Raw genomic sequence first — 24,352 nt, forward strand, 5'->3', positions numbered from 1 at the left:
TAACTCTTTTAATCTGTTTATCGAAGTGGGATGGTAAAGACCTGCTTCCCATCAGTAGCCGAGACGTTATGGCTAGTAATTGACAAAGCTGGAGAAAAATCGTAGTCACGGCCAGCTCGATCATAGACGAGATACTCAGGATGATTGCCAGCCTGTAACATCTGTCCGAAACGGAATACGGTACTCGCGGGGCTTACAGCAATTAAATGTACCTTTTTCACCCTCATCACATCCTGAGCATGGATAATTGCTTTACGGGCAGCTTCTGCGAAACAATCAAGGTCCTCTGGATGCCCAATGCAGTTAAAACCTGTCTCCGAAGTTGTCACGCGAATCCAAGTCAGGAGCCCAGAGCTGATATCAGCTTTGAGGTTAGATGGTAACGCTTCCTCATCAACCTGTGCCGTTAGCTCAAGCGTAATAAGTACTTCTTCTGCTGATTCTGTCGGCAGTGATTCAGTCTTAAAGGTGCCCTGTGGATGAGCCTTAGCCTGCGGGTTCCAAGCCCATGTCATCCGCTGTTTATCGTACTGAAAAACCTGAATGGCCTGTGCTTCACCCATCACTCGCCCTGCTAGAACAAGCGTCGGGATGTGGTGCAGCGGGAATACAGCCAGATTCTCAGTTACTGATCCATTACTAGAATCAAACCCCGAAACAAGCTGCCTTATCTGGCTCTCATGCTCTCTCAAATACTGAACCCAAAAGTCTGGAAAATGACGCTCGTCTCGCTGCGATTTCCGGCGAACATAGTGAATGACTCCAGGCAACATCGCTCGCCTCATTGCAACTATGGCTTCAATTAACTCAGAGTCATGAAAGTAGGTCGGCACGTTTGCCAGATTAGCATGCAAAGTCACAGCCCTAGTAGGGGGAAATGCTAAAGAGTCCAAGTATTTCTTTACCATATCCCGGTGGACTTGGCGCATCTCATTAAGGAGTTCTGCAGTATAATACTCGGGTGCAAACGAGTCGATCAACCGATGATGCTCATCACACATCAACATGATGTTATCTGGATAGTTTGCGAGCCGGTGGGAGTCCTCTTGGGTACCCCTAGGCCCTTCGGGATCAGAAGCAACGATGTGCGCTAGATATCCAACCCGAGCACTTTTTGTCCAAAGAGATATCTCTGACAAATCTTTACTACAACCTTGGAACATGCACCGCCCACCTGCGTCAGCCCACACCTTCTGAGCTGTTGCCTTGGAAATTTCTGGCCCTCTTCCTGCAGTCCTACCTAATAGTCCCTCACGTGTAGCAATCAGCGAATCCACGTATTGCTTGGTTCCTACTAGTTCATAAGACCACTTTCTATCGGCAACCCGAGCTTCTTTAAGCGACTCACTAGTGACTTCGACGCTAAAGAGCAACTTCTTGCTGACTAGCTTTTTTAGCAGAGCCTTTTCTTCTGATCCTGGATCCGAAGGGTGAAGAACTAGATTGGAGTCATCAAGATTGACTAGCTTGCATAAATATCCAGCATGGACATATGCCACCCGATTCTTATGCGCAAAGCAGCCACCCAGCCACTCCACCAAATTTTGTTTATTAAAAAGCTCGTCGGTGACCGCATCACTACAACCTAAATCACTAACTAAAACCATTTTTCATTCTTCTCCTTAATTGAGCTTTTAGCTAAACCACTACCTAACTAATATTGACTATATAAAAACAGAGGAAGAGCCACATTTCTTGTCTTCTACCATAAGAGTCCATAAGGCTCTTCGTCCTCCAACAATGGCATGGTTAGCTTCTAGCGGCCGCTGAGGGCGTCAAGCATGGCGTCGGTGACACTCTTCTGGAAGAGGCCGTGCATAACTTGGTCTTCGCTGTGGTTGCGCACCTGGGTCATCACCGCTGCGTCACGCTCGATGCGGTCGACGATGCTAATGGCGAAGTGCAGCTTGTCGTCGTCGCTGACCTCGGCGCCGTAGAGGTCGTTGAGCCGGTCGATGATCTCGTCCAGGCGCTGCCTCTCAGGGTCGTGGGGCTTTCCAGAGCGGGCATCGTTGACCGAGGTAAGGCCGTAGCCCGCCCCGGACACTTCCAGGAGCAGGCGTTCCTCCTCACGCTTGATGAGGCGATAGTGGGGCAATTCCAGCCAGCTGACGTACTCCCAGCCGCCGACAGACATGGCCTTGGTGATGTTCCACTGGAACAGAGCTTCCCTGCTGTTCGCCATGTCATCCCCTGCGCGTAGCGTAATTATGCGTAACAGCGTAGCGTTTAAAGGATATAAGGAGAAGTCTACTTAAGACGGTACGTCGCAGGGATATTGGGCATTATCTCCGAAGACTACCCAGAGCCTGCTCCAAGAGCGCCAGAGACTGACGATGCTTGTCAGCCCCCATCTTCTGGATGTTAGCGAGCTTCCAGCGCACGGCGGGCAGTTGATCGACGCCCGTCAGCGGAAACAGCGTCCAGTCAGGCGCCCCCTGCTTGAAGGACAGAAGGAAGCGAACGTCTTCATCCGTCATCAGCTGGCCCAGCCGCGTCAGAAGTTCGTGCCGGACGTCCTCCAGTTCATGCAATGGAAGGTCAACCCTGGCCATCCCTACAAACTCCTGTCGGTAGACGTCGTCCAACGGTTTCAACCGTGGGTTGATCACTTCGTTCAAGGGCCTGGGGTGCCCCAGCAGATAGACCAGAAAGCCTTCGAATACGCTGCGATCCAGGCCGCCCTGGTTCAGCAGCAGCTTTACATCGAAAAGGTCCCGGGGGTGCTGGCGATCCAGCGCGGCGCAGATCTTGCCGCCATACAGGTCCGGCAGTGACACCACGTGCACCGCCGCAAAGCCGTAACTGTCTTCCACGACTTCAGCGACATCGCGCTCTTGAGGCGGATGCAGAGTGCCACGCAGTACCGGCGATACTTCGACCTTCACCTGGCTACGCCCTCGGCGTACCAGGATCCTCAGCTCGTCTCGGCGATTATCCTGAAGCTCGGCTCGCACGCCTGGCAGTCGGGCGCTAAAAGTCTCTGCCAGTCGCTGCAGCGCCTCGCGACAGCTTCGAAGGGCCTCGTCACGGGGCTCCAGCGGCAAGTAGGCCAGGTCGATATCGACCGATAGGCGAGGTAATGGCTGCACGAAGAGGTTGATGGCCGTGCCACCCTTAAGGGCGAAGCACGGCTCGTCATTGAGGAATGGCAGCAGCGAGACCAGCAGCCTGACCTGTTCGTGGTAGCGAGCTTCAATCGGCATTCAGGAACGCCTCCGGCACCGTCACGTGATATTCCCTGTCCAGCTTGCCGCCCTGGCAGAGCTGTCGCTTGCCTCTGCCGAGGTCCAGTCGGTCTGGTGCCAGACGACCGTACCAGGCATGCCCGGCGTGGCGAGCCAGCACCAGGAAGGCCCGCTTGGTTCTTACCGAACGGCATCCCTCCAGCAATGCCTGCAGCCGACGCGGACGCAGCGTATTGAGGCCGCCGAAGGTGTCGACCAGCTCACTGCTGAACAGCAGCTCATTCGGCGTCACGGCGATCCACTCCAGGACCGCTCGCTCTGGGGTCGATATCTGCAAGCTGAAGGCCCTGCCATCCGGCGCGTAGTCCGTGAAACTACCGGGAAGCTGCACCGGCAGGCCCTTTTCAGAGTGGAGCACCATCCGCCCTGCCCACTCGGCGTCACTCAACCACCGGGGCAGCCGAACGGCTTCCTTGCCATACAGGTGCGTCGTGCTTTCCCCCATGGGCAGATAGTGGGCAAAGCCATGCAGTGCCAGGGCCGTCTGGCCACCCGGCCAAAGCGGTGGTAAGCCCGTGTCGTCGCTCGTCTGTAAGGCGAAAACAGCGCTCTCCCAGGTAAGAGGCTCCCCCGATTGGCAGTAGGCGCCGTGCCCCACACGCTGCAGCCAGCCACTGCTGGCCAGCTTACGCGCCTGATCTGAGGTGACGCCGTGTGACGCCAGCCAGGCGGTCGTCACCACGGCGCCATACGGGATCTTGTGCAGCAGCTGGTTTATTTTCACGTACAAAATCGGCCTTGAATTCCGTCTTCAGAGTGAAGAATAAACCACATTGGTTTATCTTCAAGCACAAATTCGCCATTAATGGCCGTTTTTAGAGTAAATTTTAAACCAAAAGCTGAGTCTCCGGCCTTGCTTGAGGCCGAATTCAGCGGGAGGTAGCTTGAGGGACGAAGCTAGCAGAGAAGGCCGCTGTAGGGGGCAAAGCGGCCACACATCACGTCAATCCTGATAGTGCGTGTATTTTTTCGCACTTCCCTTCACTTGGTCGGCGGGATATTTCTTAGCATTCTTCTCCATCTTCGCCCGGCATGCCGCTTCGATATCCACGTCCAGCTTGCCCGCCAGCCGGATCAGATAGAGCTGAACATCGGCAATTTCGTCGCGCACGGCGGCCAGTTGCTGCTCGTCCAGCTCCCTGGACTGCGCCTCGGTCAGCCACTGAAAGCACTCCTGCAGCTCAGCTGCCTCCACCGTCAGCGCCATGGCCAGGTTCTTGGGCGAATGGAACTGGTCCCAGTCGCGCTCGGTGGCGAACTGGTCCATGGCGTCGCGGAGCTGCTTGAACGGGTCTGACATCTAGGGCTCACCTGGTTCTGCGGTATCGGATAGCGGTGAGCATGCCTGCTCTGCCGCTCGCTATCCAGCCAGCATCGGCATAGGCGGCGATCCGGCCGCCCACTCGCTCACAGCACGGAGAGGAATTCGCCGATGACCTTCAGATCCTCAAGCTCGTCCTCGAGCACGATGTCCTTGTAACCGAAGGCGTTGGTCTGGGGCTTCAGCACGATGCGCTGGTTCACGAACTCGCCGTACTCCTCGACCTTCTCGCTCTGATACAGCTTCACCGTGAAGCTTCCGCCGTGGTCCGGGTCCTCGATGGCGCGATGCTGCACCACGACGACCTTGCCTTGCCGCGTGCCACCGGGGTTGGCACGGAACAGGCACCAGGCGCCATTGGGGATGCGCCGGTTCATCGACTCCCCCACTACCCGGCTGACGAACAGGTCGGGGCTCGCACGCATGAAGTCCGGCAGCTCGACCCAGTGTTCAGCGTCGGCGATCTGCATCTCGCTGAACTCGCCGGCAGCGATGCTCAGGTCGTACACGGGCACATGGCGCTCGAACGGCACGACCTCATCACGCGTCACGATGGGAAGATGCAAGCCATCCAGCGTCTCGGCCTCTTCAGCCAGATCGGTATGCTCGGTGGCTGCCTGCGAACGAGCGAAGGCCGCGAAGTATTCTCTGGTCTCGGGGTCCGTGGCATAGATATAACAACCCTTCTGGCCCCGTGTCATCAGCGTGCGATAGGTGTTCTTGATGATCTGGTCCGCCAGGGCACGGGCATGCTCGGGCTGCTCCTTGAGCAGTTTCTTGTAGCCATGCACCGAGCGGTCCTGCCCTGCCCGCTTGGCCGCGTCCGTCACCACGCGGCCGTCACGAATCACGAAGTCGTCGCCGATGATGACGCCAACGTAGTCGAACTCGAGCCCCTGGCAGGTGTGGATGCAGCCGACCTGCTCTGCTGATCCATCTGCGATCGCCCACAGCATGCCGTCGTCATCGAGGTTCCACTGGGCGGCGAAGCCATGTTCGGGAAACACGATGTCCATGGCGTGCTTATCCCTCTTGCTGGCCCAGGGCCAGCAGTAGCCGGCCACCATGCGTGCCTTGTTGGCCTTGCGGTTCTTCTCAAGAATCGCCCGACGCAGGGCACTCGGGTCATCGAACACCTGAAAGTCGTAGTCGATATCTTCCAGGTCAGTGTTGGCCGTGGTGCGAATCTGAAGGGCATGATCGAGCCATGCCAGATAGCCATCCGAGCCGTTGCAGCGAAACTGTGACGCCAGCTCAAGTTCGTGGACATCGGCGCCGCCCTCGGCTGCCCGCCGCCGGATCTCCTCGACCGTACCGACGTCCTTCAGCGTCACGCGCTGCGCTTCATCGATGAAGAAGATCGAGAAGCGTGACGCGCCGATCACCTCTTTGATCTGGCTCTCGCCCAGGTTCTGATACATGCCCGACTTCTCGTTCAGGCGGTGCGCCTCGTCGACGATCAGGGTATGGAAGGTATCCGGCTCGGCATTGACGTAGCTGCCCGAGCCCTTGAACAAGTTGTCGATATGCGTCTTCTTGCGCGTGCCGGTCAGCTTCTTCTTGAAGACCTCACGCGGGGCCGAGTTACGCGAGACGTACTGCGTCATCATCTCACGCTTCGTCAGCTCCACCAGCAGGTTGATGGCCACCACCGACTTGCCGGTGCCCGGTCCGCCTTTGACGATCAGGCACTGTTTGCTCCCGCTGGCCGCACGATGCGCAAGATCGATGGCAGTTTCATAGACCAGCTTCTGGTCGTCGATCATCAGGAACTCGGCGTTGCCCTGCATCATCGAGGCCAGGGCATCCGCCAGGTTCTTGCTCGGTTTGATCACACCGTGCTCGATGCGATACATGATGTCGTTGCTGTCGCCGTACTTGATGTGCTGGCTGAGGAATTCCGAGAGCTTCAAGGCATCCTGCGAGATGAAGACCGGCGCACGGCGCGTGTGGTGCTCGTAGAAGGGATCATTGATGGCGTCCCCCTGCTTCATGTTGTGCAGGTAGGCGCAGGGCACCAGGCGGATCGACTCAGAGCGTACCGTCTCGTTGTAGTCCTCGATCAGCGCGCCATAGGACCACGCCTGATACGACGGATGGTTGGTCTCGCGCACGCCGCCGCCCAGCTGGGTGCGCACGATGGCGTCCTTCTTCGTCACCTCGACGGACTGCCACTGTTTCAGTTCCACGATAACCGCCGCATCGTCCCGCTGGTGGTTCTTGCCGGTCAGGATGAAGTCCACGCGGCGATTGGTCAGCGGGATGTTGTATTCGATGGCCACCCCCGCCGACGCAGGAATCGCCTCGTCCAGCAGCGCGCTCATCATGAAGCGCAGGGAGTTCTCCCACGACGTCACCTCACTGCGCGGCGAGTTGCGGTTCAGCCTGCGTGCCACCTCGTTCTCGATGGCGTCGGTGATGACGTTGGCTCGTACATCGTCGATGAACTGCTGCTTGGTGGCGTTGTAGACCAGCATACCCTCAAAAGTTCCCTTTTCGGTCAGTTAGTTATAGGTTTTTAGCATGAATGCATTTGACAATTATGCACGCTAGCGGCTGCCACAGCACAGATCAGAACTAAAAGGCTGAGAGAGTTTGGCTCTGTGCATACGGGCTTCGGTGCCCAGCCTAACTATCTGTTTTTCGACGTTTCAGTTCAGCCCGCGCCCAAGCAGATGCTTCTTTCATATCTCGCCGCAGTTCGTCCAGCTCTTCGGAAGTCAGCCACCGAACCGCCGGCTCCCCGCTTTCTGCGTGCGCCTCGCCGGCCTGCTCGACGGTCTTGCCTTCCAGCTCTTTACGCTCTTGTCGGCGTGATTGTTCGCCCATGTCCCCCTCCTTGCGGAAAGGCGGCCATTGGCCGCCTGAGCTATCGCTGGTCAATGACTCCCATAATGTCAGAAGCCAGTATCGGAAAATCCCGCCGCCTCTGAAAACGGGGTTCTTCCGGTTCCAGCTTCCACATCGTTGCTAGTGTGCGTGCTGCGTGGTGCCTCCTCGCGGCCCGAGTGGGCCGGACGGTTCACGAAAGCGGCAATCTCTGCCCCAAGGTTCCTCTCTCCCTCGAGCGATAGCTCGACAGCAGGTACGAAAGCGGCTTCTGTGTAGGCCTCCCGCCCGTCGTGGAGCATATCCAGGGCTACCATAAAATGGCGTTGTTTCATCGTGAGGTCTCCTTAGGTGTCCTGCTGGCCACGGTTCACAAAGCGAGCGATCTCGTCGCTACGGTCCTGCTGGTGCTCACTACCGCCCAGGCTGTCACTGTCGAATGAGGGAGCAGAATCATCCGCTTCCGCGACCTCACTATCCTCTTCCGGCTCCATGCTCGCGCGGATCGAGGACGCCATGCGGCCCCCAGCGGTTTGATCAACCTTGCCCTGGAACTTCCCAGCCATCTTCGACCCAACCCCTTTAGCTAGCTCGCCAGCCGTTCCCGCTCCCAAGGATACTGCTCGCTTGAATCCGCTATCGCCACCAGATCGGGAGCCAGAACCAGCGAAACCAGCCGCCTGCGCAAATGGGGTGTCACCGGTACCAGCTTCATCTCCGGTGGAGCTACTGCCAATCCCACCACCCCTGCTGTCACCTCCAGTGCCAAAGCTCGGCATGTCGGCTCCTGACCCCGACATATTGGACTGGACCTTCTCGAAGGCAGCCTTGATGGCTGACCCGCCACCTACTGCATTCGCCGCACCGCCCAACATCGCGCTCCCAGCCATCTTGCCCGCCGTGAGGGCCATACCTGCCGCTGTCATGGCTGCTCCTACCGCAGCACCGGCACCAAATGACCCGATGCCCATTGCTCCCACGCTGCCACCCGACACCAGGCCGGAAAACATCGGTGGAATCTTGTTAACCAGAAATAGCAGGATCACCGAGACGACCAACATCACGACCAACTCCTGGGACGCCATGTTCTCGCTCATCTGCGAGTAGTAGTGAGTAATGAACTCCCTACCGATGGCGACCAGGAGTACCATTGCCATCAACTGAGCCGCTATGCCGAGAATGGCCTTGTAATAGTTGATCGCCATGTCTGATGTCCAACGGGAACCGCCAAACCCCAGGAAAAACACTCCCGCATAAAGCAGTATCCAACTAGCGGCTAGCAGCAGGAGCAGGTTGACGGAAATGATCGCCAACACCAGCAATACGGCCAAGGCCATACCTTCCATCACCAACGCAGTGGCAAACTGTTTCCAGCTCAACTCTGACGTAGCTTTCACCGTCTGGTCGTACAGTTCAAAGCCGATATCGAGGATGCTGGAAGGCCCCAGGTTACTGTTGGAAAGGCCACCGGCTTGTGCCCCAAGGGTTTGCAATGACTGTACGATGGTTCCCGCGATGTTCATGCCCTGAGTTGAGTTCGTCAGCAACCACCAGAAAAATCCTGTAAAGATGGTGAAACGCACAAGCTCGGCAAAGAACTCACCAATGTCGGCCTTGCGCAGCGCCATCATGCCGAACGTCCAGACCATCGAGATCACTACCAGGGTCCAGAACAACCGACTGGCGGCCGCTTCTATGGCAGGCCCCCACGTTGATGCCGCGGAATGAAAGCGGTCCAACACATCATCCATGATGTTGCTGCTGGATAGCTCCTGAGCCATTGCGGTATCGGACAGCATGATGACGGCCATCACGCCCAAACCACCAAGAACGAATCGTTTCATGCGACGCCCTCCCTCAATATCTGTCGGGGGAGCTGGGTTCAAACTCCCATTCCCGCATGCGTTGGGCCTTCTCGAACGACCGGCAGGCTTCAGTAAAGGCTTTTCGGTTCGATTCTCGGCTTAGCTCGCTGATAGTCTGCTGAAAGACAACTGGCGCGCACGTGATCGCACTCGCCTCTGGTACCGTTTCCTGCTCACAACCTACCAAGGCAACAGCTGCCACAAGTGGGATGATCTTCTTCATCGCGGCCTCCTTAATAGCGATCTGCTGCGCTAGGTTGGTAATTCCAGGTACGCATCTGCCGTTCCCGCGCTTCCCCTCTGGCGTTTGCATCCAGTTCGGCAGCGAGACGGGCGGCTTCAGCGTTCTGCTGAGCAATCAGCAAGCTGCGAATTTGCAGGAGTTGGTTGGCTTGGTTACTGGCGAGCTGGTTGGCGTAACCAATGGCGGCAAGCTGGCCATCCGCGCCCTGGGCGGCGGATTGCAAACGCTCAAGCCGTCGAGCATCAGACACCAGGTTATCCTGTTGCTGATCCAGCCCGCGGAAGAGCGCATCGTTGGCCGCTTTTTGCGATGCAGACGCCAGGCGACGGTTTTCATCCATCGCTGCACGTTCGGCATCCGTGCAACCGCCGCCATTGAAGCAGGGGGAACTCCGGTAATACGCTACGTCCTGGAACTTGCCCAGGTAGGCATCGAGGCTGCCGAGCTGGTTCTGGTAATGCTGAAGCGTATTGGTGGCTTGGATCAGATCATTAATCGTGGATTGTGCCCTGTCCCAGATATAGGCCGCTGGAGCCATGGTGTTTTGCAACTGGTTTTCATACTGCTGCAACTGCGTTTGATACTGCTCGATCTGCTTAAGAGTCTGAGAGACGGACTCCATCGCCGTCATAACGTTTTGCTGCAGGTTGGTACCGTCGACGACAGGGATGCCCGCTTGGGCAGGCATGGAAGCGGTTAACGCCAAGGACATGACCGCGACAGGAATTTTAGCCGCTAAAATTCTTTCTCTTCTCATGATTGAGTGCTCTTAGCTTCATCGTGACTAAGTTGCACTCACCAACCTGTAGCGGCTCGCTCATGAAGATTGCGAGCCACTACCCCTGCCGGAGAACCCAGCGGTGAAGTGTGGACCTCTACAGAGATAGCTCGTCACTTACTATCCCGGCGTCCGACCTGCGCGACACCGTCAGAACGCGCGGCCAATGGTTGTTGAACATCGGTGTCATTGTCCTGGGGAACGGTTAGGCTTCCCAAGGGTTAATCGCATCTACTGTTTGTTGCCGCCTTCCAAAGGGAAAGCGCTATTGTGAGCGTCCCTTTTGCTGTCTTTTTGCCCTCTTGGCGTCCATCTCTGCCCGTAACTTGGCTTTGCGGCGCTCTTGCTCGCTCGGCCCCCGTGGGGGCGGTGTCGGAGTCTTGCCCGTTTGTCCCTCAAGGTGAAGCACATCGGCCTGGGACAGCGATTGCAGCCGGTTCCGGCGCACCAGGGGTGGCGGCTGACCGATGGGCGGCACTCCCGCGCGTTTGCTTCGGGTCTTGGCCGGGGCGGTGTTCTCGCCGTTCGCCAGGGCTTGGCGGCGACGTTCCAGCCCGGCGTCCGCAAACCGGATAGGCAACTGTCCATCCACTGCCGCCAGGATCACCCGCGCTTTGAACTCGGGCGAACCGTTCACGGTGATGCGCTCACCGTAGCGTTCCATCGCCATTCTTAGCGCGTTCTGGATGCCTGCCTGGTCGGACTCCCTGGAGACCTGGAGCCGGTCGCCATCGTCGCGCACGGCGCTGGCTCCGGCCCGGTAAATGATGGTGCCCTTCTTGGTGATGTTGTCGATCACCGGCGCATGGCCGGGCTTCGCCTGTCCCTCACCCTTCAAGGTGTTGCCCTTGAGGCCCTGGGCGGCCTCCCTGGCTCGCAACGCGGCTAGGGCCTCGATATCGCCCTGCAGGGCTTCCCGTTTGAGCCAGTCGGCCCATGTGCGGCGCCCGTGGGCTTCATGGATCGTCTGGCGTTCCTCGCGGTACTGCTTCTGGATCGCGTCAATGTCGGCTTTCAGGGCGCTGCTGGCCTGCGCATACAGCACCTTCTTGGTCAGCCTGCCGCTGGTGAGCTTGATGGCCGCCCGCCGGGCCTTGCCCTTCTTCTTGGCATTCTCAATCCGGCGGTCTTTCTGCCGCCGGGCTTTGTCCAGGGCCGCCGTCTTATTGGCTGCGGCGCTCTGCTGTTCTGATTTGAAGCGGGCGTAAAGCTCAGTAGTGTTTACGCGCAGCCGTACCGGGTCTTTGCGGTACTGGCGGCGGGGTTTGGCCTGCTGCGCCTGGTCAGGCTCGAACGGGCCGAAACGGGCCTCCAGTTTCGGCTTGGAGAAATCCCGCCCCAGGGTGCTCGCTTTGACCACGGCATCATCACCGGCCACGACAACCAGCCCATTCCCCCGCGCCCGGAGTTCCAAGCCGTTGTCACGCATGACCTGGTGTAGCTCGGCCCAGGACTGCGCGGTTTTGATCTCGTCCAGGCACTCGCGCTTGATCCAACCGATCAGGCTTTCAATACCGGCATGACGCTCCATGTCGGCGGCTCGCGACTCGGCCCCGCGTCGGCGCGGCATGTGGTTGTCCTGCAGCAACCCATAGTCCCGTTCCATGACCTCGCACAGCTCGGCCAGCGTCTGGTGTGGGTAGTAGGGTTCGTGGATGATGTTGCGCGTCGGGTGGATCTTGTTGACGGCGATATGGATATGCAGGTTATCGGTATCGTTATGCACGGCACTGATGCGCTGATGCTCTCCAAAGCCCAGCCCCTGGCAAATACGTTCCTCGATGGCCACCAGGGTATCAGCCTCAACCGGTTCCCCGGCCCGGAAGCTGACAATCAAGTGATAGGTCTTGTCGCTCTTCGCTCGGGTATTGGCGAACTGGGTCGCTAGTACCTCGCTGACGGCATCCTGTACCGAATACGCCTCGCAGTTGGTCAGCCGTACCGCGCCAAGACGGTGCTCCTTGCTTTGCTCGTCGGCGATGTAGTTCACCAGACCAGCAAAGTCTGACTTGCCCAGGGAGCGCATGGGGACGTGTTTGGCGATCATCAGTGCCAGCCACACATTTTAGCGGCTAAAAAAATCACGATCTGGCCCTTGGCTGCACCACGGATTTCAACACCTGACTCATTTCCTCCTGAGTGGATTCGATCCTTCCGAGCAGGCTAAGGATGGTATCCGTCCCGAAGTGAGCCGTTCTCACGTCATCTGTCAGCCAAAGCTTCAGTAATCCACCCAAACGGCCCAAGTCACCATTGACACGAACCAGCTCGCGGACATACTCGTAGTCCATAACACCATTGACCTGATAGCCCTGCCCCACTTCCCGCAGATAACAGGCAACGCTTAGCCCTGCCTGCTTGGCATTGGATTCAATCATTTCTCTCTCTTCCGGAAGGCAGTACACCTTGAGCGGCGTGCTGTTCTTCCGTGTCACCCTTTGCTTCTCACTCATGCCAGCTCCTATCTCAGATTCCATGCCTTGCAGAGCAGGATTTCCGTTGAGCACCGCAGGTGCGAATAAGGACCAGTGAAGAGGAACACCACGCTTGCGGGGTGGGACTACTTCACACATCCTGCCCGCACTTCAGCGTTGATTTTTGTAGGTACGCCATGTGCAAAGCATCGCTATTTCTCTGCATTTCGTTGCACGGATCTGTTTTTTTCTGTGCATCCGTGACATATCGGCGCAAAACCTTATGAAGCCGACACTTACAGCGATAAAGCAGCGCCCCAGAAGCGGTAAACCAGCGATCTAACAGCGATTTCACCATAGCGGAACCCTTGCGCTTTCCACATTCAAATACACAGCTTTCCTCGCGGTTTCCGCACCGCCCCTCAAATGTCAATGAATCAGAGGCGATGCCCCTCAAGTGTCAACATCGCTGCCACGCAGACCATTTCTTCCACCTCACTGGCTTACTGCATGTCAATTGACGTGGTTGGCCTTTCTTCCTTGGCGTGAAGAACACGGCGAATGCCGTTCATCTACTTACTACCTAAGTACTTGCTAGGCTTAGTACTTTGTAGCCTCTTTACTTAGTAGTGTTGGATTTTCGGACTACGGACTATCCGGAGTTGGATTACCCGTATTCGGAAAATCCGAACGTGGTGGATCAAGCTCAAAGTCGCCTGGTCGGTCAGTGACTAACCATGTAGTGCGCACGAACTTTCCACATTCACCACGCTCTCGCTGAATGCACAGATATCCCGCCTGCTGAAGTTCTTTAAGCCCCGCTCTCGTAGCATCTCGACCAGAGCCAACCTCCTTCTCTTTTGAAAGGTGGGATAGCCTGAGCTGCCAGTTATCGGGCAGAGAAAGCACGAACACCAGAATGCCCAAGGCTTTCCAGGAAATTCGTCGATCTCGAATCAACTCATTGTTGAGCGTCGTGAAATTTGAGCGCACCCGACGACGGATGATGGCGGTATCGTCCACAGTTTCCCCCTCAGGACTCGTCAATCAGCCCAGCAACGTCAGTTGCACGGAAATAGACACGCCTTCCAACCTTCCTCTTGGCGGCATTCCATTTCACAGCAAACTCTGACTGGCTCTGCAAAGATATTCGGAGACCATCGGGGCTACGCTTCAACAATTCCGACAAATCGGTTAGTGAAAGTAGAGGACCATAACGCTCAAGCAACTGCTCTTCGGTTGTCATAAACATCTCCAGATAACGCAAAGCAAGATTTCATTTTTAATATCTACGCCATCTTAGGAATACTTTCAACCATTTGTTTTTATGAGAAAAAGTATAGCTACACTTTTCTTTAAAAGTTCACCTATACTTTCCAGAAGCACTAACCATAATTAAAACAAAACCGCCAAGGCCGTATATAAAAACTTAAGCATTAGCCAGGGCATCCCGCCCCTCAAATGTCAATGATTACGCTAGACGAATCGCCTCGCGCACGGGGATTGGTCAATACACTTCATTTCATTGACACTTGAGGGGCAATTTTTATAACCACAACCCTTTAGCCACCTGATCCCATGGAGAAATGTGTCCAGCATGAGGAATGCTAGGCATGAAAAGATGGCATTGAATAGCGCAGCACTGAGGTCAAACCAGAAAGGAAGAAGAAACTTTAGCCGCTAAATTTTTTCTATACGTCGCTGCGAGATGATCACCCTAAAGCCGATGTAGTATATTGTATGCTACTACAACATACTACATATCCCATCATTCACCCTTTAATCTCTACCTAGACGCTTACTTAAGATAATGTCTAAAAAAATTTTTTATTCTTAATTACATCAAATAGCTCAAAAACATGTTTTAAAACGGCACCAGCCTAAAAATCAACGATGTTCGGTGCATTTTGCCCTGTAAGCAGCGGCAAGCTCAGCAGCACCTGCTCGGATTCCAGCGAGTTCTGTGTTTGCATCAAACGAGCGTTCACCCGGCGGAAGACGCTGTTCAGGTGGCACATCGCTTGTTCGTAGCCTTGTAACAACATAGTGATGAAGCGTCGTGCGGTTCAAAAATTCCGCCTCCGGTTCATCCAAGAATGGGATTAACTCAGAGGCTCGCTTCTCGAACGCCAGCTGTTCGGCAATGATTTGGGCCTCCGGGACAGCGAGCTGTCCAGGTATTGCTTTTCCTGAAGCAATATCACTGGCACGGATGGCATTTGGATAGCCTCTGTCGGCACTAAAATCGATCTCTGCTGCCAAAGATGCGCTGGCCAAGAGCTTTTCGCAGGCGAGTTGCGCACCTTGAGCTCGTCGCTCCACTGCCGCCTTCTCGGCTTCCTCTCTCATCTTCACACCTAGAAACAGATAAGAAGAAGCCGAAGTTCCGATCGCGGTTGCGATACTCATAACGAAGGTGAGCGTAACTACGATATACCAAGGTCGCTTTTCAATATCCATCGTTAAGCCTCTTTCAGAATTTGTTATTCCCATACTGGGGCTGACTCTGCTTGATAGAATTCAACAGATTTACCACCCCCTTGAAGGAATGCTACAGCATTAGCTTTTGTTCGCATATTGGCCGCTGTGTCTTCGTCGCCGTAGATGCTTACAAATACTTTTGAGACTCGACTTTCCTTCACTTTATTAAATATATGCTTGTCATTTTCATCCATTGAGTGGCCATAAATAAACAAACTCCCCCTTAAATCACCTAAAGCTTGCAAGCAATAACTGAGGTATGGATTATGATCTATGCGCTGCTTCTTTTTTTCATGTGTAGGCTCAGAAACGAATAACGGGAAATTTCCATGCTCTAAATTTTCTCTCACTTGCTCGATGATTGTGACACCCTCATCGGTGCAAGCATGCTTTTTAATGTAACGACCCGTATCGTAAATATGAAGCCCGCCGTGCAAAAAGTGCACTTCTTGGTCCGTCCCATTACCTTCCCAACGACGCTGAGCACGAAACCCATCATCTGTACTATAATTCTCAGGCGCCAAGCCCCTCTTGTTCCTTGCCCAATAAAACAAAAGATCGTAGTTAATTGAGAATATCTGGTTAAATTGAGACAAAAACGTTCTCACAGCCACATACTGCTCATCAGTTATGTCTCTCGGCAAATCAGGATGAGTATATGATATTGCATTTATCAAAGAGTTTTTAAGCACCTCTCTATCAGAAATAATTCTTTCGATTAGAGGGCTATCTGAACCATATACGTTCAACACTGTTTCGGCTGCTGTTAGGTATTTCGATACCGCCTCAAAATCAAAAGTCTCCAAGCTTTCAAACAGAGATCGAATTACTGCATCGCGATCACGAAAGTCAGCCGCTTGTAGCAAGCTTTCGTAGTTGAAAATCTGGGCATTCCAAGCTTGCGAAAAACCATTCGCGAGAAGAACTGATGGCTTAGAGCCTTCATCAATGGAGTCTATAGCTTCTTGAAAAGTCTGCACGATTGACCTCCCTAGATATAACAGCGGTTATGAAGTGCTACCCATACTATCCAGTTTCGCAACCAAATCCTCCGCCCGAAGATGCGTATACCGCCTCAGCATCTGCATTGACTTGTGGCCACTGATCGCGGCGACCTCCTGGTCGGATAGCCCCGCCTCTACCAAGCGGCTGACGGCCTCATGGCGTAGATCATGAAAGCGAAAGTCATCGAGCCTGGCCTGCTTCTTCGCCTGGTTCCAGAGCTTGGTGTAGGCGTAGGGGGCGCGCTTTCCATCCTTTCCAGGCTCACCGAAGAACACCAGGTCGCAGTCGAGCGGGCGCACCGGATTGTTCAGCGCCTGCTTGAATACTTCGGTAGCCGCCTGGGTCAGCGGTACCAGGCGGGCTTCGTTGTTCACAAGTTTTAGACAAGGAGGCTATGCCATTAGCTGCCCGTGAATTCAGTTATAATTACTTCTCCCCCCTCCTCACGGACAAAGGCTTTGGCTTAAGCTCGTAAGCATCTAATATCTTTTTAGCTACTCGCCTGCTTATAACCTCCCCTTTTATTCTTTTTAACACCTCCGACTTATACTCCATCGACCTGAATAGCAATAGGTGGTAGGCTTCTTTCTTAAATTCATAGCTAAGCAACTCATCAGTTGCTACTTTCATATATGCTTTAGCCATGTGCTCCCATACCTTAATCTCTCTTTCAGGCTCTTTGTCACGGGAGAAAGACTCGCCCATCTCATCCAAAGATATAGGAAAAACCTCTTTGAAAACCTCATTAATCACTGCAATTCTTGCTTTTTGACCATCATCAATCACGCTGGTCCCTATAGGCGACTCACTTATCTCATCTATAGAACAAGAAACAAGCCTACCACCACCCTCTTTTTTAAGATGCCTTTTTACACTGCTTTCTTTTTTAACATCAGCGCCGCTTACTTCTTCATCAATCACCACTTCCACTGCTGCGGAACCAAACAAGTTTTCACATACCGACCATAATGCATTCTTAGCAACCTTAACTGGAATGTGAAAAAACTCTCTGCTTCCGTTTTTCCTATATGAAGAAAGAACCTTATGGATTGCATCCTCTGCGACAACACAGTCCGGAACCTGACAAACATAAACCAGTTCAAAGTGCTCCGGCACACCCGTAGCGTTCCAATAAATCTGCTTGGCCCGTATTACCGGAGAATTTTTAGTCCTCCCGATTTTAAGCACATATGGAAGATAAGACTGATTCTTCAGGATATAAACATATTCCACCACAACACCTCAACCAAAGAAACATGAAACAAATTCATATCATACTAACAATACGCAGCATACTGGCAACTCCATTTTGACTCAACATAAAGCACTGACATTAAACAAAAAAAGCAATATAACCACCCACTAACTAATAATGCACTCACCCCCAAACCGCTAAAATTTCGCGACATTGTCATCATCTTTCAAACAAAAGGGCTATATTTTTTTCGGTCTTGAACTATATTTCACTAATCCTATCCAGCTTGGCGACTAAATCCTCCGCTCTCAAATGTGTATACCGCCTCAGCATCTGCATGGATTTATGTCCACTGATCGCGGCGACCTCCTGGTCGGATAGCCCCGCCTCTACCAGGCGGCTGACGGCTTCATGGCGTAGGTCATGAAAGCGGAAGTCATCGAGCCTGGCTTGTTTCTTCGCCTGGTTCCAGAGCTTGGTGTAGGCGTAGGGGCCGCGCTTGCCATCCTTTCCAGGCTCGCCAAAGAACACCAGGTCGCAGTCGAGCGGGCGCACCGGATTGTTCAGCGCCTGCTTGAACACCTCGGTAGCGGCCTGGGTCAGCGGCACCAGGCGAGCTTCGTAGTTTTTGGTGTCCGTGAGGCGCACCACGCGACGTTTCACGTCGACCTGAGAGCGAGTGAGGGTCAGGATCTCTGAGGAGCGCATACCCGTCTCCAGGGCGATTCTGGCGATCCAGACCAGCATGGGGTTGCTGTGCTGTCGCAGCACGGCAAACAGGCGCTTCTCCTCGTCGGCGCTCAAGCGCCGGTCGCGGCCTTCTCCAGGGCTGGGTTTGCGAATGTTCTGAACGGGGTTGTAGGTCAAGCCGAGGCCCCATTCCTGGATGGCCACGGTGTAGAGATGGCCCAGCAAGGCAAGCTCCAGGCGCACCGTGTTGGGGCTGATAGGCTGGCCACGATGGCCAATACTGTTCAGGCGGGTGTCACGGAAGTTGGCGATCAGCTCCGGCGTCAGGGCCGCGAGGGAGTACTTGCCCAGGTGTTCGGTCAGCGTGTTTGCCTTGTGGCGCTCGCTCTTCTGGGTGCTGGGCTTCTTGGTAGGGGTAACGTCGGCGAGGTAGCGCTTGAGCGCGGCTTCGAGCGTCATGCGCTCCGATGCACTGCGCTGGATGTAGACGCCGCGCACCATCTCGTCTTCGGTGCGACGTGCCCAGTCCTGGGCATCACGCTTGGTGCGAAAGGTCTTGGCGGTGGTGGGCCAGCCAGTCTTGCGGATGACGGCTTTCCAGCTTCCGGCGGGGGTCTTGACGATGGTGGCCATGAAAGTCTCCAGGGGGCTGAAGGATCGGCACTGTACCGAAACTGTACCCTTGGACTATGGGACTCACCAAAGAGAATTCTTAAGTAGCTGATTTTCATGGTGGGCCCAGCAGGACTTGAACCTGCGACCAAGGGATTATGAGTCCCAAGATCAACTAACCTTCTACTTTTAGCACGGCTACCGCACGGCGCTTACCTCTGGGGCGAGCTCCGTCTGGTGACTTTCCCAGCCCGAGTATCCTGCTCGGGCTGATCTAAAAACAAATGTGCATATAGGAAATATCAAGAAAGCTAATAATAACGGATCTAGGCAGGCCCTGAGAATCGATTTTCAGCCCTACACCACCCTGCGTCGCATTAACGAGACACTCAGCTCGATACCAATGCGTCTCGCCGCGCCCTCCCCTCTATAGCTCTCAAATTCATACCGGAAATTTCCGCCTCATTCGCCAACGCTTACACGCCCTATCTGACTGAACTGATATCGATCTTCAGGTAATTCATACGCCTACGTAAGACATTGCCAACAAACCCCAAAATCCACTTTCCCCAGCCCCATGGGAAATTTCCGTCCAGGCACGGAAAATTCCGGCTTTCCTCCCCATCACCTACCGCTAACTTACTGATTTATAGAGAAAGTGGTGATAAGGGAGGCTCTGCTTCACGCTCACATTCAGGTATATAAAAAACTAATGTTGCACTGCAGCATCAACAGGCGTAAGACTGTCATGAGGTTCCTTTACGTGGAGAGCACAATGACTCAACAACCTGCCTGGTCTGAGTTGGTCCCGACGACACCTGCTGCGATGTTCGATGTCTGGAAGCTGGGGACGACATCGGTGGAGATGTGGTCGACGGCGATGTCGACCATCATGTCGCGCACGCAGTTGTGGGGGACGCAGTCGCCGCTGGATCCGAAGATGATCGCGGAGAACCAGAAGATGGTGTCGGAGAAGATCGCCGCCAGCTGGGAGATGTGGTTCGTGATGCAGAAGGCGTGGATGAACGCGATGTCGGGTGGCAAGGTCGTGCCGTGGTGGACGACGGGCACGCAGTTCATCAAGCCGCTGCACAAGCGCACGACGGCCAATTCACGGCGTCTGTCGTGAGTCTGCGATACCCTTGCGCGAGCCTGGCGAGATGATGGATGAGAGCGAAGATCAGTGGCGGTGGGCGGATGACGCTCACCGCCACTGGCGTTATGGGCGAGAGGTCACCCTTGAGTGGCGGAGGTGGCTGTGCGGCTGGCTTGCGTGTCCAGGCAGGCTTGCCAGATGCGCTCCGCGACCTGTTGTTCGTGCTCGGCATGCCGAAACAGGCAGATATCCAGAGGAGCGGTGTGGCGTTCATCCCCGACGATGCGCAGGCGACCGGCGTTGAGTTCATCCCGTACGGCGCGCTCCGGTACCCAGGCGATGCCGCTGCCGGCCAGGGCCCCGCGCTTGAGCACGTCTGACATCGAGCATTCGTAGCAGAAGTTGAGGCGTGTCGAGAGGGATTCCCGATTGAGGATCAGCGCGGTGAGTCGCCCGAGATAGCTGTCACTGGAGTAGCAGAGGTACGGTTGCGGAGTGTCGCTTTCCAGCGAGAACAACGCCTGCCCTGCCTCATCCACTGCACTCACCGGCACCAGACGCTCGGATTCCAGCACGATGGAGGGATAGCGCACCATGTCGGTGAGCGTCGGCAGCAGTGGGCTGTTGTAGGCGAGCATCAGATCACAGTTGCCGCTGATCAGCGCATCGACACAGCCGGCGACGTGGTCCGGCACGATACGCGCCTTGAGCTTGCCCAGTCGAGTCTGGAGTTGTTCATGCCAGTCGACGAAGAAGCTGACCGCCAGCGTGTGGGAGGCCGAGATCGACACCACCTCTTCGATCTTGGGCACGAAGCCCAGTGCTTCTTCCCGCCCGACCCGCAAGACCGAGAGCGCATCCTGCGCCGTCCGCTGGAAGGACTCGCCGGCCGGTGTCAGCCCTACCGGAAACAGGCTGCGATCGATAAGGGTCGCGCCCACCCAGTATTCCAGATTGCGTATCCGGCGGCTGAAGGCCGGCTGAGTCACGTTGCGCAACTCAGCCGCGCGCGAGAAATTGCGCGTGACGGCCAGCGTGAGGAAGTCTTCCAGCCAGTTCATTTCCACGGCGATTTCCTGGAGTGAGGCATGTAGCGCCGCAGTATAGCGTGGCTGGTCTTCCTGTCCTCTTGCATGCCCTCATTCCTTCCTTCCTTCCGCGTAGTCAGTGCTGTCTGTTTCCCTCGCTGTTTTTACAGCGCCACATTCTCCACCTCGACGTCTTTAGCACGAGGTCTTCGGCACGAGGTCTTCGGGCTATTGCGCCATGGCGATGCAGCGGCGAGCCAGTATCTCCGAGGGGTCCAGCAAGGCCACGCGCTCACGCAACGCGATCGGCAACTCGATCAGCGGCAGTTCGGTACAGCCCAGAATGACCACCTCTGCCCCCTGGGCCAGCAGGTGCTCGATGGCGGCTTCCAGCATCAGACTGCATTCGCCTGAGGTGTGACCCGCCTTGACGCCCTGCTGTCCGTAGATGGCGTCCATCACGCAAGCCTGATGGGAGGCGTCCGGCACCAGCGTCTCACGCCCCGAGGCCTCGAGGATGTCGTGGTAGACCCGACTAGCCACGGTGCCACTGGTCGCGAGCAGCCCGACCCGCGCCACCGGCGTCTCCATCGCTGCGATATGATCAACCACCGCCGTCAGCATGTTGATGATCGGGATGCCGATATAGGGCTGGATACGCGCCACGAAGGCATGCGCGGTATTGCAGGGAATCGCGATGGCATTGGCACCGTCCGCTTCCAGTCGCTGACAGGTGGCGAGCATCGGGATGCTCGGGTCTTCCCCGTTGCCGATCAGATTGGCGGTACGATCGGGTATCTGCGGATTCTGCTCCACCACCATCTTGAGGTGATCCTGATCGCGCTCGGCGCGTGTCAGCCCCACCACCTTGCGCATGAAGTCCACCGTCGCGGCGGGTCCGACGCCGCCCAGCACGCCCAGCTTGAACTGTCGCCCTTCCTGCTCGCGATCATGTCCCAGCGCGTACTCGGCGTAGATTCGATTGGAATCCAGCAACGGCACCGGAATCAGGGGCTGCAGCGAGGCCATCATCACCGGGATCTCGCTCAGGCCCGGCACGATGATCTCCGCACCCTGACGAATGAGATCATCGCAGGCTTCCATCAGCTGCTGCAGACATTCACCGCCATGATGGCCGCTCTTGATGCCGGTCGGGCCATAGATGGCCTCCATCAACGCCTCACGCTGCACGCGCGCCTCCGGGTAGAGCACCTCGAGCTCCGCGCCGGGCTCGCCACCTTCCGGTCGGGACACGGGCTCGGATACGGGCCCGGACAGACGGCGCGTGAAGATGCCCGAGGCGCGCACGTAACTTGAGGTCAGCACACCGATCTTGCGAACGTCGGGGTACTCGCGGCGAATGCGGTCCTGCAGTGCCTCGAAGATATCCACCACGTTCACGCTGATTTCCGGGGTGATCTCGGCCAGGAAGGTATGCGAGAGAAAGCATGGCACCAGCGCATTCTCGACCTTGCCCTGCATGTCCTTGAGCACGTTGTAGACGTAGAACTTGCGGCGCAGCGGGTCATAGCCCTCTTCCGCGATGCCGGGGCCATCCTCGAAGTGACGTTGTTCGAAGGCGATGTCCACCCGGCGCGGGGGCTTGCAGTACTGGGCCGCACGCACGGTCTTGAGCAATACATCCGCGCTGCCCAGCGCTCCGAGCCCGCCGACCACACCGTAGCGGGTGACAGTGTCCGGCACGTTGCGGGGCCCGCCAGCAGCGAGTCCAGCCGCAGAAAGCCGATTGACAGAAAGCCGTGTGGCAGACGCTTCCATGGCGCGATTCTCCTGACCATCTTTGACATGCCTGTCGGCCTGAGGGCGACAGATTCCTGGGTAAGGACGACCGGCAGCGCCTCCTGGCTGCCGGTCAGTGGGAAGTGAAGGCCACTTCCCTCCATCAGCGCGACGCTCAGCTCAAGGTCGAACGCATCACGTGCGGGGTGTTGAAGACCTCTTCATCGAGTGCCTTCTCGCTCTTGGCGACCAGACAGCTGACGGCGCAGTCGCCGGCCACGTTCAGCCCGGTACGTGCCATGTCGAGCACACGGTCGATCCCGGCGATGATGGCAACCCCTTCCAGCGGCAGGCCGACGGAGGTCAGCACCAGCGACAGCATGATCAGCCCCGCCCCCGGCACGCCCGCCGTGCCGATGGAGCCCAGGGTGGCGGTCATGATGATGGTGACGTACTCGGTCATGCCCAGATCGACACCGTAGGCCTGGGCGATGAACAGCGCGCAGACACCCTGATACAGCGCGGTGCCATCCATGTTGATGGTCGCGCCCAGCGGCAGCACGAAGCTCGAGACGCTGCGCTTGACGCCCAGATTCTGCTCGGCGGCCATCATGGTCACAGGCAAGGTGCCGGAGCTTGAAGTACTGGTGAAGGCGAGCATGATCGGCTCGACACTGCCCTGGAAATAACGCACGGGATTGAGGCGCGCGACGAAGCGCAGCAGGCCGCCATACACCACCACGGCATGCACGATGCAGCCCAGATAGACGATGGCGATCACCTTGGCCAGCGGCGCGAGCATCGCCAGCCCGTAGGTCCCGGCGACCCAGGCCATCAGCGCGAAGACACCGTAGGGCGTGAAGGCGATGACGATGCTGGTCATTCGATAGATGATTTCCGCCGCGGACTCGAAGAACACGCGCACCGGACGCGCCTTCTCCCCGACCAGCGTGATGGAGAGGCCGAACAGGATCGCAAAGACGATGATCTGCAGCACATTGCCCTCGGCGAAGGCCTCGACGGCATTGGTCGGCACCAGGCCAAGCAATGTCTCGACGGCGGTCGGCGCTTCCCGCACCTCGACACCGGCGGCGCTGCCCAGGTCGATACCCACGCCCGGCTGGAAGAGAGCCGCCAGCCCCAGGCCGATGGTGATCGCCACCGCCGTCATGCCCAGATACAGCCCCAGTGTCTTGAGACTCAGTCGCCCCAGGCGGGAAAGGTTGTCGAGCGATGCCACGCCGGTGACCAGCGAGACGAAGACCAGCGGCACGATCAGCATCTTGATCGCGCGGATGAACAGATCCCCCAGCGGCTTGATGTCGGCGGCGATATCGGCGCGGCCGGTCTGGTTGAGCAGGATGCCCAACCCAAGGCCTACGACCAGTGCAATGAAGATCTGTTTCCAGAGCGGCAAGCCTGTCCACGGGGACAGCAAGCGCGCGACGGGACCGGGGGTGCGCGAATCGCGCTCGGCGAACGAATCAGTATCAGCCATGAGGTAAACCCTGCTTGTCATTGTTGTTTGCTGCGCGTTGAGGCGACGCAGAATGCGGGGTCATGGTGATACAGCGCGAACAGGTCCGACCAATTCTTTATTTTGATTTTCCATGCAAGATTTGCATGACGATGCTGCGATGGGGCTCGACGGGCAGTGAGAAGGTGCCAGAAACGCAAGAACCCCGCTCCAGGAGCGGGGTTCTGATCAGACATTGCCGGCGGCAACAGGCACGCAGACTGTGTCATCCAGTGTCGCCGAGTTTCAAGACCGAGTTTGAAGACCGAGTGTTCAGCCGTGCAGGCGGA

23 protein-coding genes are annotated in these 24,352 nt (G+C 56.3%); 1 reads left to right on the forward strand and 22 read right to left on the reverse strand.

The window, feature by feature from the left end; translation table 11 throughout:
• Window positions 1-17 precede the first annotated feature (17 nt).
• The 19 genes from ACZYGA_RS13540 to ACZYGA_RS13630 form a co-directional block, all read right to left on the reverse strand.
• Window positions 18-1,607: an SAVED domain-containing protein gene (locus ACZYGA_RS13540; RefSeq protein WP_479399372.1), complete on the reverse strand. Its 1,590-nt coding sequence runs from the start codon at window positions 1,605-1,607 to the stop codon at window positions 18-20.
• Between the two features lie 149 nt (window positions 1,608-1,756).
• Window positions 1,757-2,185, reverse strand: coding sequence for a hypothetical protein (locus ACZYGA_RS13545; RefSeq protein ID WP_479399374.1), 429 nt, complete (start codon window positions 2,183-2,185; stop codon window positions 1,757-1,759).
• Between the two features lie 100 nt (window positions 2,186-2,285).
• Window positions 2,286-3,206, reverse strand: a complete 921-nt coding sequence (locus ACZYGA_RS13550) for a nucleotidyl transferase AbiEii/AbiGii toxin family protein (RefSeq protein WP_479399375.1) — start codon at window positions 3,204-3,206, stop codon at window positions 2,286-2,288.
• Window positions 3,196-3,972, reverse strand: a complete 777-nt coding sequence (locus ACZYGA_RS13555; protein ID WP_479399376.1) for a type IV toxin-antitoxin system AbiEi family antitoxin domain-containing protein — start codon at window positions 3,970-3,972, stop codon at window positions 3,196-3,198. The genes ACZYGA_RS13550 and ACZYGA_RS13555 overlap by 11 nt, the downstream gene beginning before the upstream one ends.
• A 219-nt stretch (window positions 3,973-4,191) precedes the next feature.
• On the reverse strand, window positions 4,192-4,548 hold the full coding sequence (locus ACZYGA_RS13560) for a nucleotide pyrophosphohydrolase (RefSeq protein WP_479399377.1): 357 nt from the start codon (window positions 4,546-4,548) through the stop codon (window positions 4,192-4,194).
• A gap of 107 nt (window positions 4,549-4,655) precedes the next feature.
• Window positions 4,656-7,046 (reverse strand): DNA/RNA helicase domain-containing protein, encoded by a 2,391-nt coding sequence (locus tag ACZYGA_RS13565; protein WP_479399378.1) that lies wholly within the window; start codon window positions 7,044-7,046, stop codon window positions 4,656-4,658.
• Window positions 7,047-7,197: 151 nt separating this feature from the next.
• Window positions 7,198-7,398 carry a hypothetical protein gene (locus tag ACZYGA_RS13570; RefSeq protein ID WP_479399380.1) on the reverse strand — a complete coding sequence of 67 codons (201 nt, stop codon included), beginning with the start codon at window positions 7,396-7,398 and terminating at the stop codon, window positions 7,198-7,200.
• A 68-nt stretch (window positions 7,399-7,466) separates the two neighbouring features.
• Window positions 7,467-7,733 (reverse strand): hypothetical protein, encoded by a 267-nt coding sequence (locus ACZYGA_RS13575; protein WP_479399381.1) that lies wholly within the window; start codon window positions 7,731-7,733, stop codon window positions 7,467-7,469.
• A 12-nt stretch (window positions 7,734-7,745) separates the two neighbouring features.
• Window positions 7,746-9,242 (reverse strand): P-type conjugative transfer protein TrbL, encoded by a 1,497-nt coding sequence (gene trbL, locus ACZYGA_RS13580; RefSeq protein ID WP_479399382.1) that lies wholly within the window; start codon window positions 9,240-9,242, stop codon window positions 7,746-7,748.
• Window positions 9,243-9,255: 13 nt separating this feature from the next.
• The gene (gene trbK / locus ACZYGA_RS13585; RefSeq protein ID WP_479399384.1) at window positions 9,256-9,486 is read right to left on the reverse strand and encodes an entry exclusion lipoprotein TrbK; all 231 of its coding nucleotides are present in this window, start codon (window positions 9,484-9,486) and stop codon (window positions 9,256-9,258) included.
• 10 nt (window positions 9,487-9,496) lie between these two features.
• Window positions 9,497-10,264 (reverse strand): P-type conjugative transfer protein TrbJ, encoded by a 768-nt coding sequence (gene trbJ, locus ACZYGA_RS13590; protein ID WP_479399385.1) that lies wholly within the window; start codon window positions 10,262-10,264, stop codon window positions 9,497-9,499.
• 286 nt (window positions 10,265-10,550) lie between these two features.
• Complete coding sequence (gene traI / locus ACZYGA_RS13595; protein ID WP_479399387.1) at window positions 10,551-12,332, reverse strand: TraI/MobA(P) family conjugative relaxase; 1,782 nt, start codon at window positions 12,330-12,332, stop codon at window positions 10,551-10,553.
• 34 nt (window positions 12,333-12,366) lie between these two features.
• Window positions 12,367-12,738, reverse strand: a complete 372-nt coding sequence (gene traJ, locus ACZYGA_RS13600) for a conjugal transfer transcriptional regulator TraJ (protein ID WP_479399388.1) — start codon at window positions 12,736-12,738, stop codon at window positions 12,367-12,369.
• Window positions 12,739-13,344: 606 nt separating this feature from the next.
• The gene (locus tag ACZYGA_RS13605; protein ID WP_479399389.1) at window positions 13,345-13,722 is read right to left on the reverse strand and encodes a hypothetical protein; all 378 of its coding nucleotides are present in this window, start codon (window positions 13,720-13,722) and stop codon (window positions 13,345-13,347) included.
• An 864-nt stretch (window positions 13,723-14,586) separates the two neighbouring features.
• Window positions 14,587-15,159, reverse strand: a complete 573-nt coding sequence (locus tag ACZYGA_RS13610) for a hypothetical protein (protein WP_479399390.1) — start codon at window positions 15,157-15,159, stop codon at window positions 14,587-14,589.
• 23 nt (window positions 15,160-15,182) lie between these two features.
• On the reverse strand, window positions 15,183-16,160 hold the full coding sequence (locus ACZYGA_RS13615; protein WP_479399391.1) for a DUF4917 family protein: 978 nt from the start codon (window positions 16,158-16,160) through the stop codon (window positions 15,183-15,185).
• 27 nt (window positions 16,161-16,187) lie between these two features.
• The gene (locus ACZYGA_RS13620) at window positions 16,188-16,559 is read right to left on the reverse strand and encodes a site-specific integrase (RefSeq protein WP_479399392.1); all 372 of its coding nucleotides are present in this window, start codon (window positions 16,557-16,559) and stop codon (window positions 16,188-16,190) included.
• Window positions 16,560-16,611: 52 nt separating this feature from the next.
• Window positions 16,612-17,418: a GIY-YIG nuclease family protein gene (locus ACZYGA_RS13625; RefSeq protein WP_479399394.1), complete on the reverse strand. Its 807-nt coding sequence runs from the start codon at window positions 17,416-17,418 to the stop codon at window positions 16,612-16,614.
• 223 nt (window positions 17,419-17,641) lie between these two features.
• Window positions 17,642-18,703: a tyrosine-type recombinase/integrase gene (locus ACZYGA_RS13630; RefSeq protein WP_479399396.1), complete on the reverse strand. Its 1,062-nt coding sequence runs from the start codon at window positions 18,701-18,703 to the stop codon at window positions 17,642-17,644.
• Window positions 18,704-19,457: 754 nt separating this feature from the next.
• On the opposite strand from ACZYGA_RS13630, the gene ACZYGA_RS13635 reads away from it, so the two are divergent.
• Window positions 19,458-19,811: a hypothetical protein gene (locus tag ACZYGA_RS13635; protein WP_240499551.1), complete on the forward strand. Its 354-nt coding sequence runs from the start codon at window positions 19,458-19,460 to the stop codon at window positions 19,809-19,811.
• Window positions 19,812-19,915: 104 nt separating this feature from the next.
• Here the strand turns inward: ACZYGA_RS13635 and ACZYGA_RS13640 are convergent, their stop codons facing one another.
• The 3 genes from ACZYGA_RS13640 to ACZYGA_RS13650 all read right to left on the reverse strand — a co-directional run bounded on the left by ACZYGA_RS13640 (window position 19,916) and on the right by ACZYGA_RS13650 (window position 24,044).
• Window positions 19,916-20,839 carry a LysR substrate-binding domain-containing protein gene (locus tag ACZYGA_RS13640; protein WP_479399445.1) on the reverse strand — a complete coding sequence of 308 codons (924 nt, stop codon included), beginning with the start codon at window positions 20,837-20,839 and terminating at the stop codon, window positions 19,916-19,918.
• Between the two features lie 195 nt (window positions 20,840-21,034).
• On the reverse strand, window positions 21,035-22,585 hold the full coding sequence (cuyB, locus tag ACZYGA_RS13645) for a cysteate racemase (protein WP_479399397.1): 1,551 nt from the start codon (window positions 22,583-22,585) through the stop codon (window positions 21,035-21,037).
• 136 nt (window positions 22,586-22,721) lie between these two features.
• The gene (locus ACZYGA_RS13650) at window positions 22,722-24,044 is read right to left on the reverse strand and encodes a dicarboxylate/amino acid:cation symporter (protein WP_479399398.1); all 1,323 of its coding nucleotides are present in this window, start codon (window positions 24,042-24,044) and stop codon (window positions 22,722-22,724) included.
• Window positions 24,045-24,352: the final 308 nt, after the last annotated feature.

Source organism: Cobetia sp. BL01 (assembly GCF_056493605.1).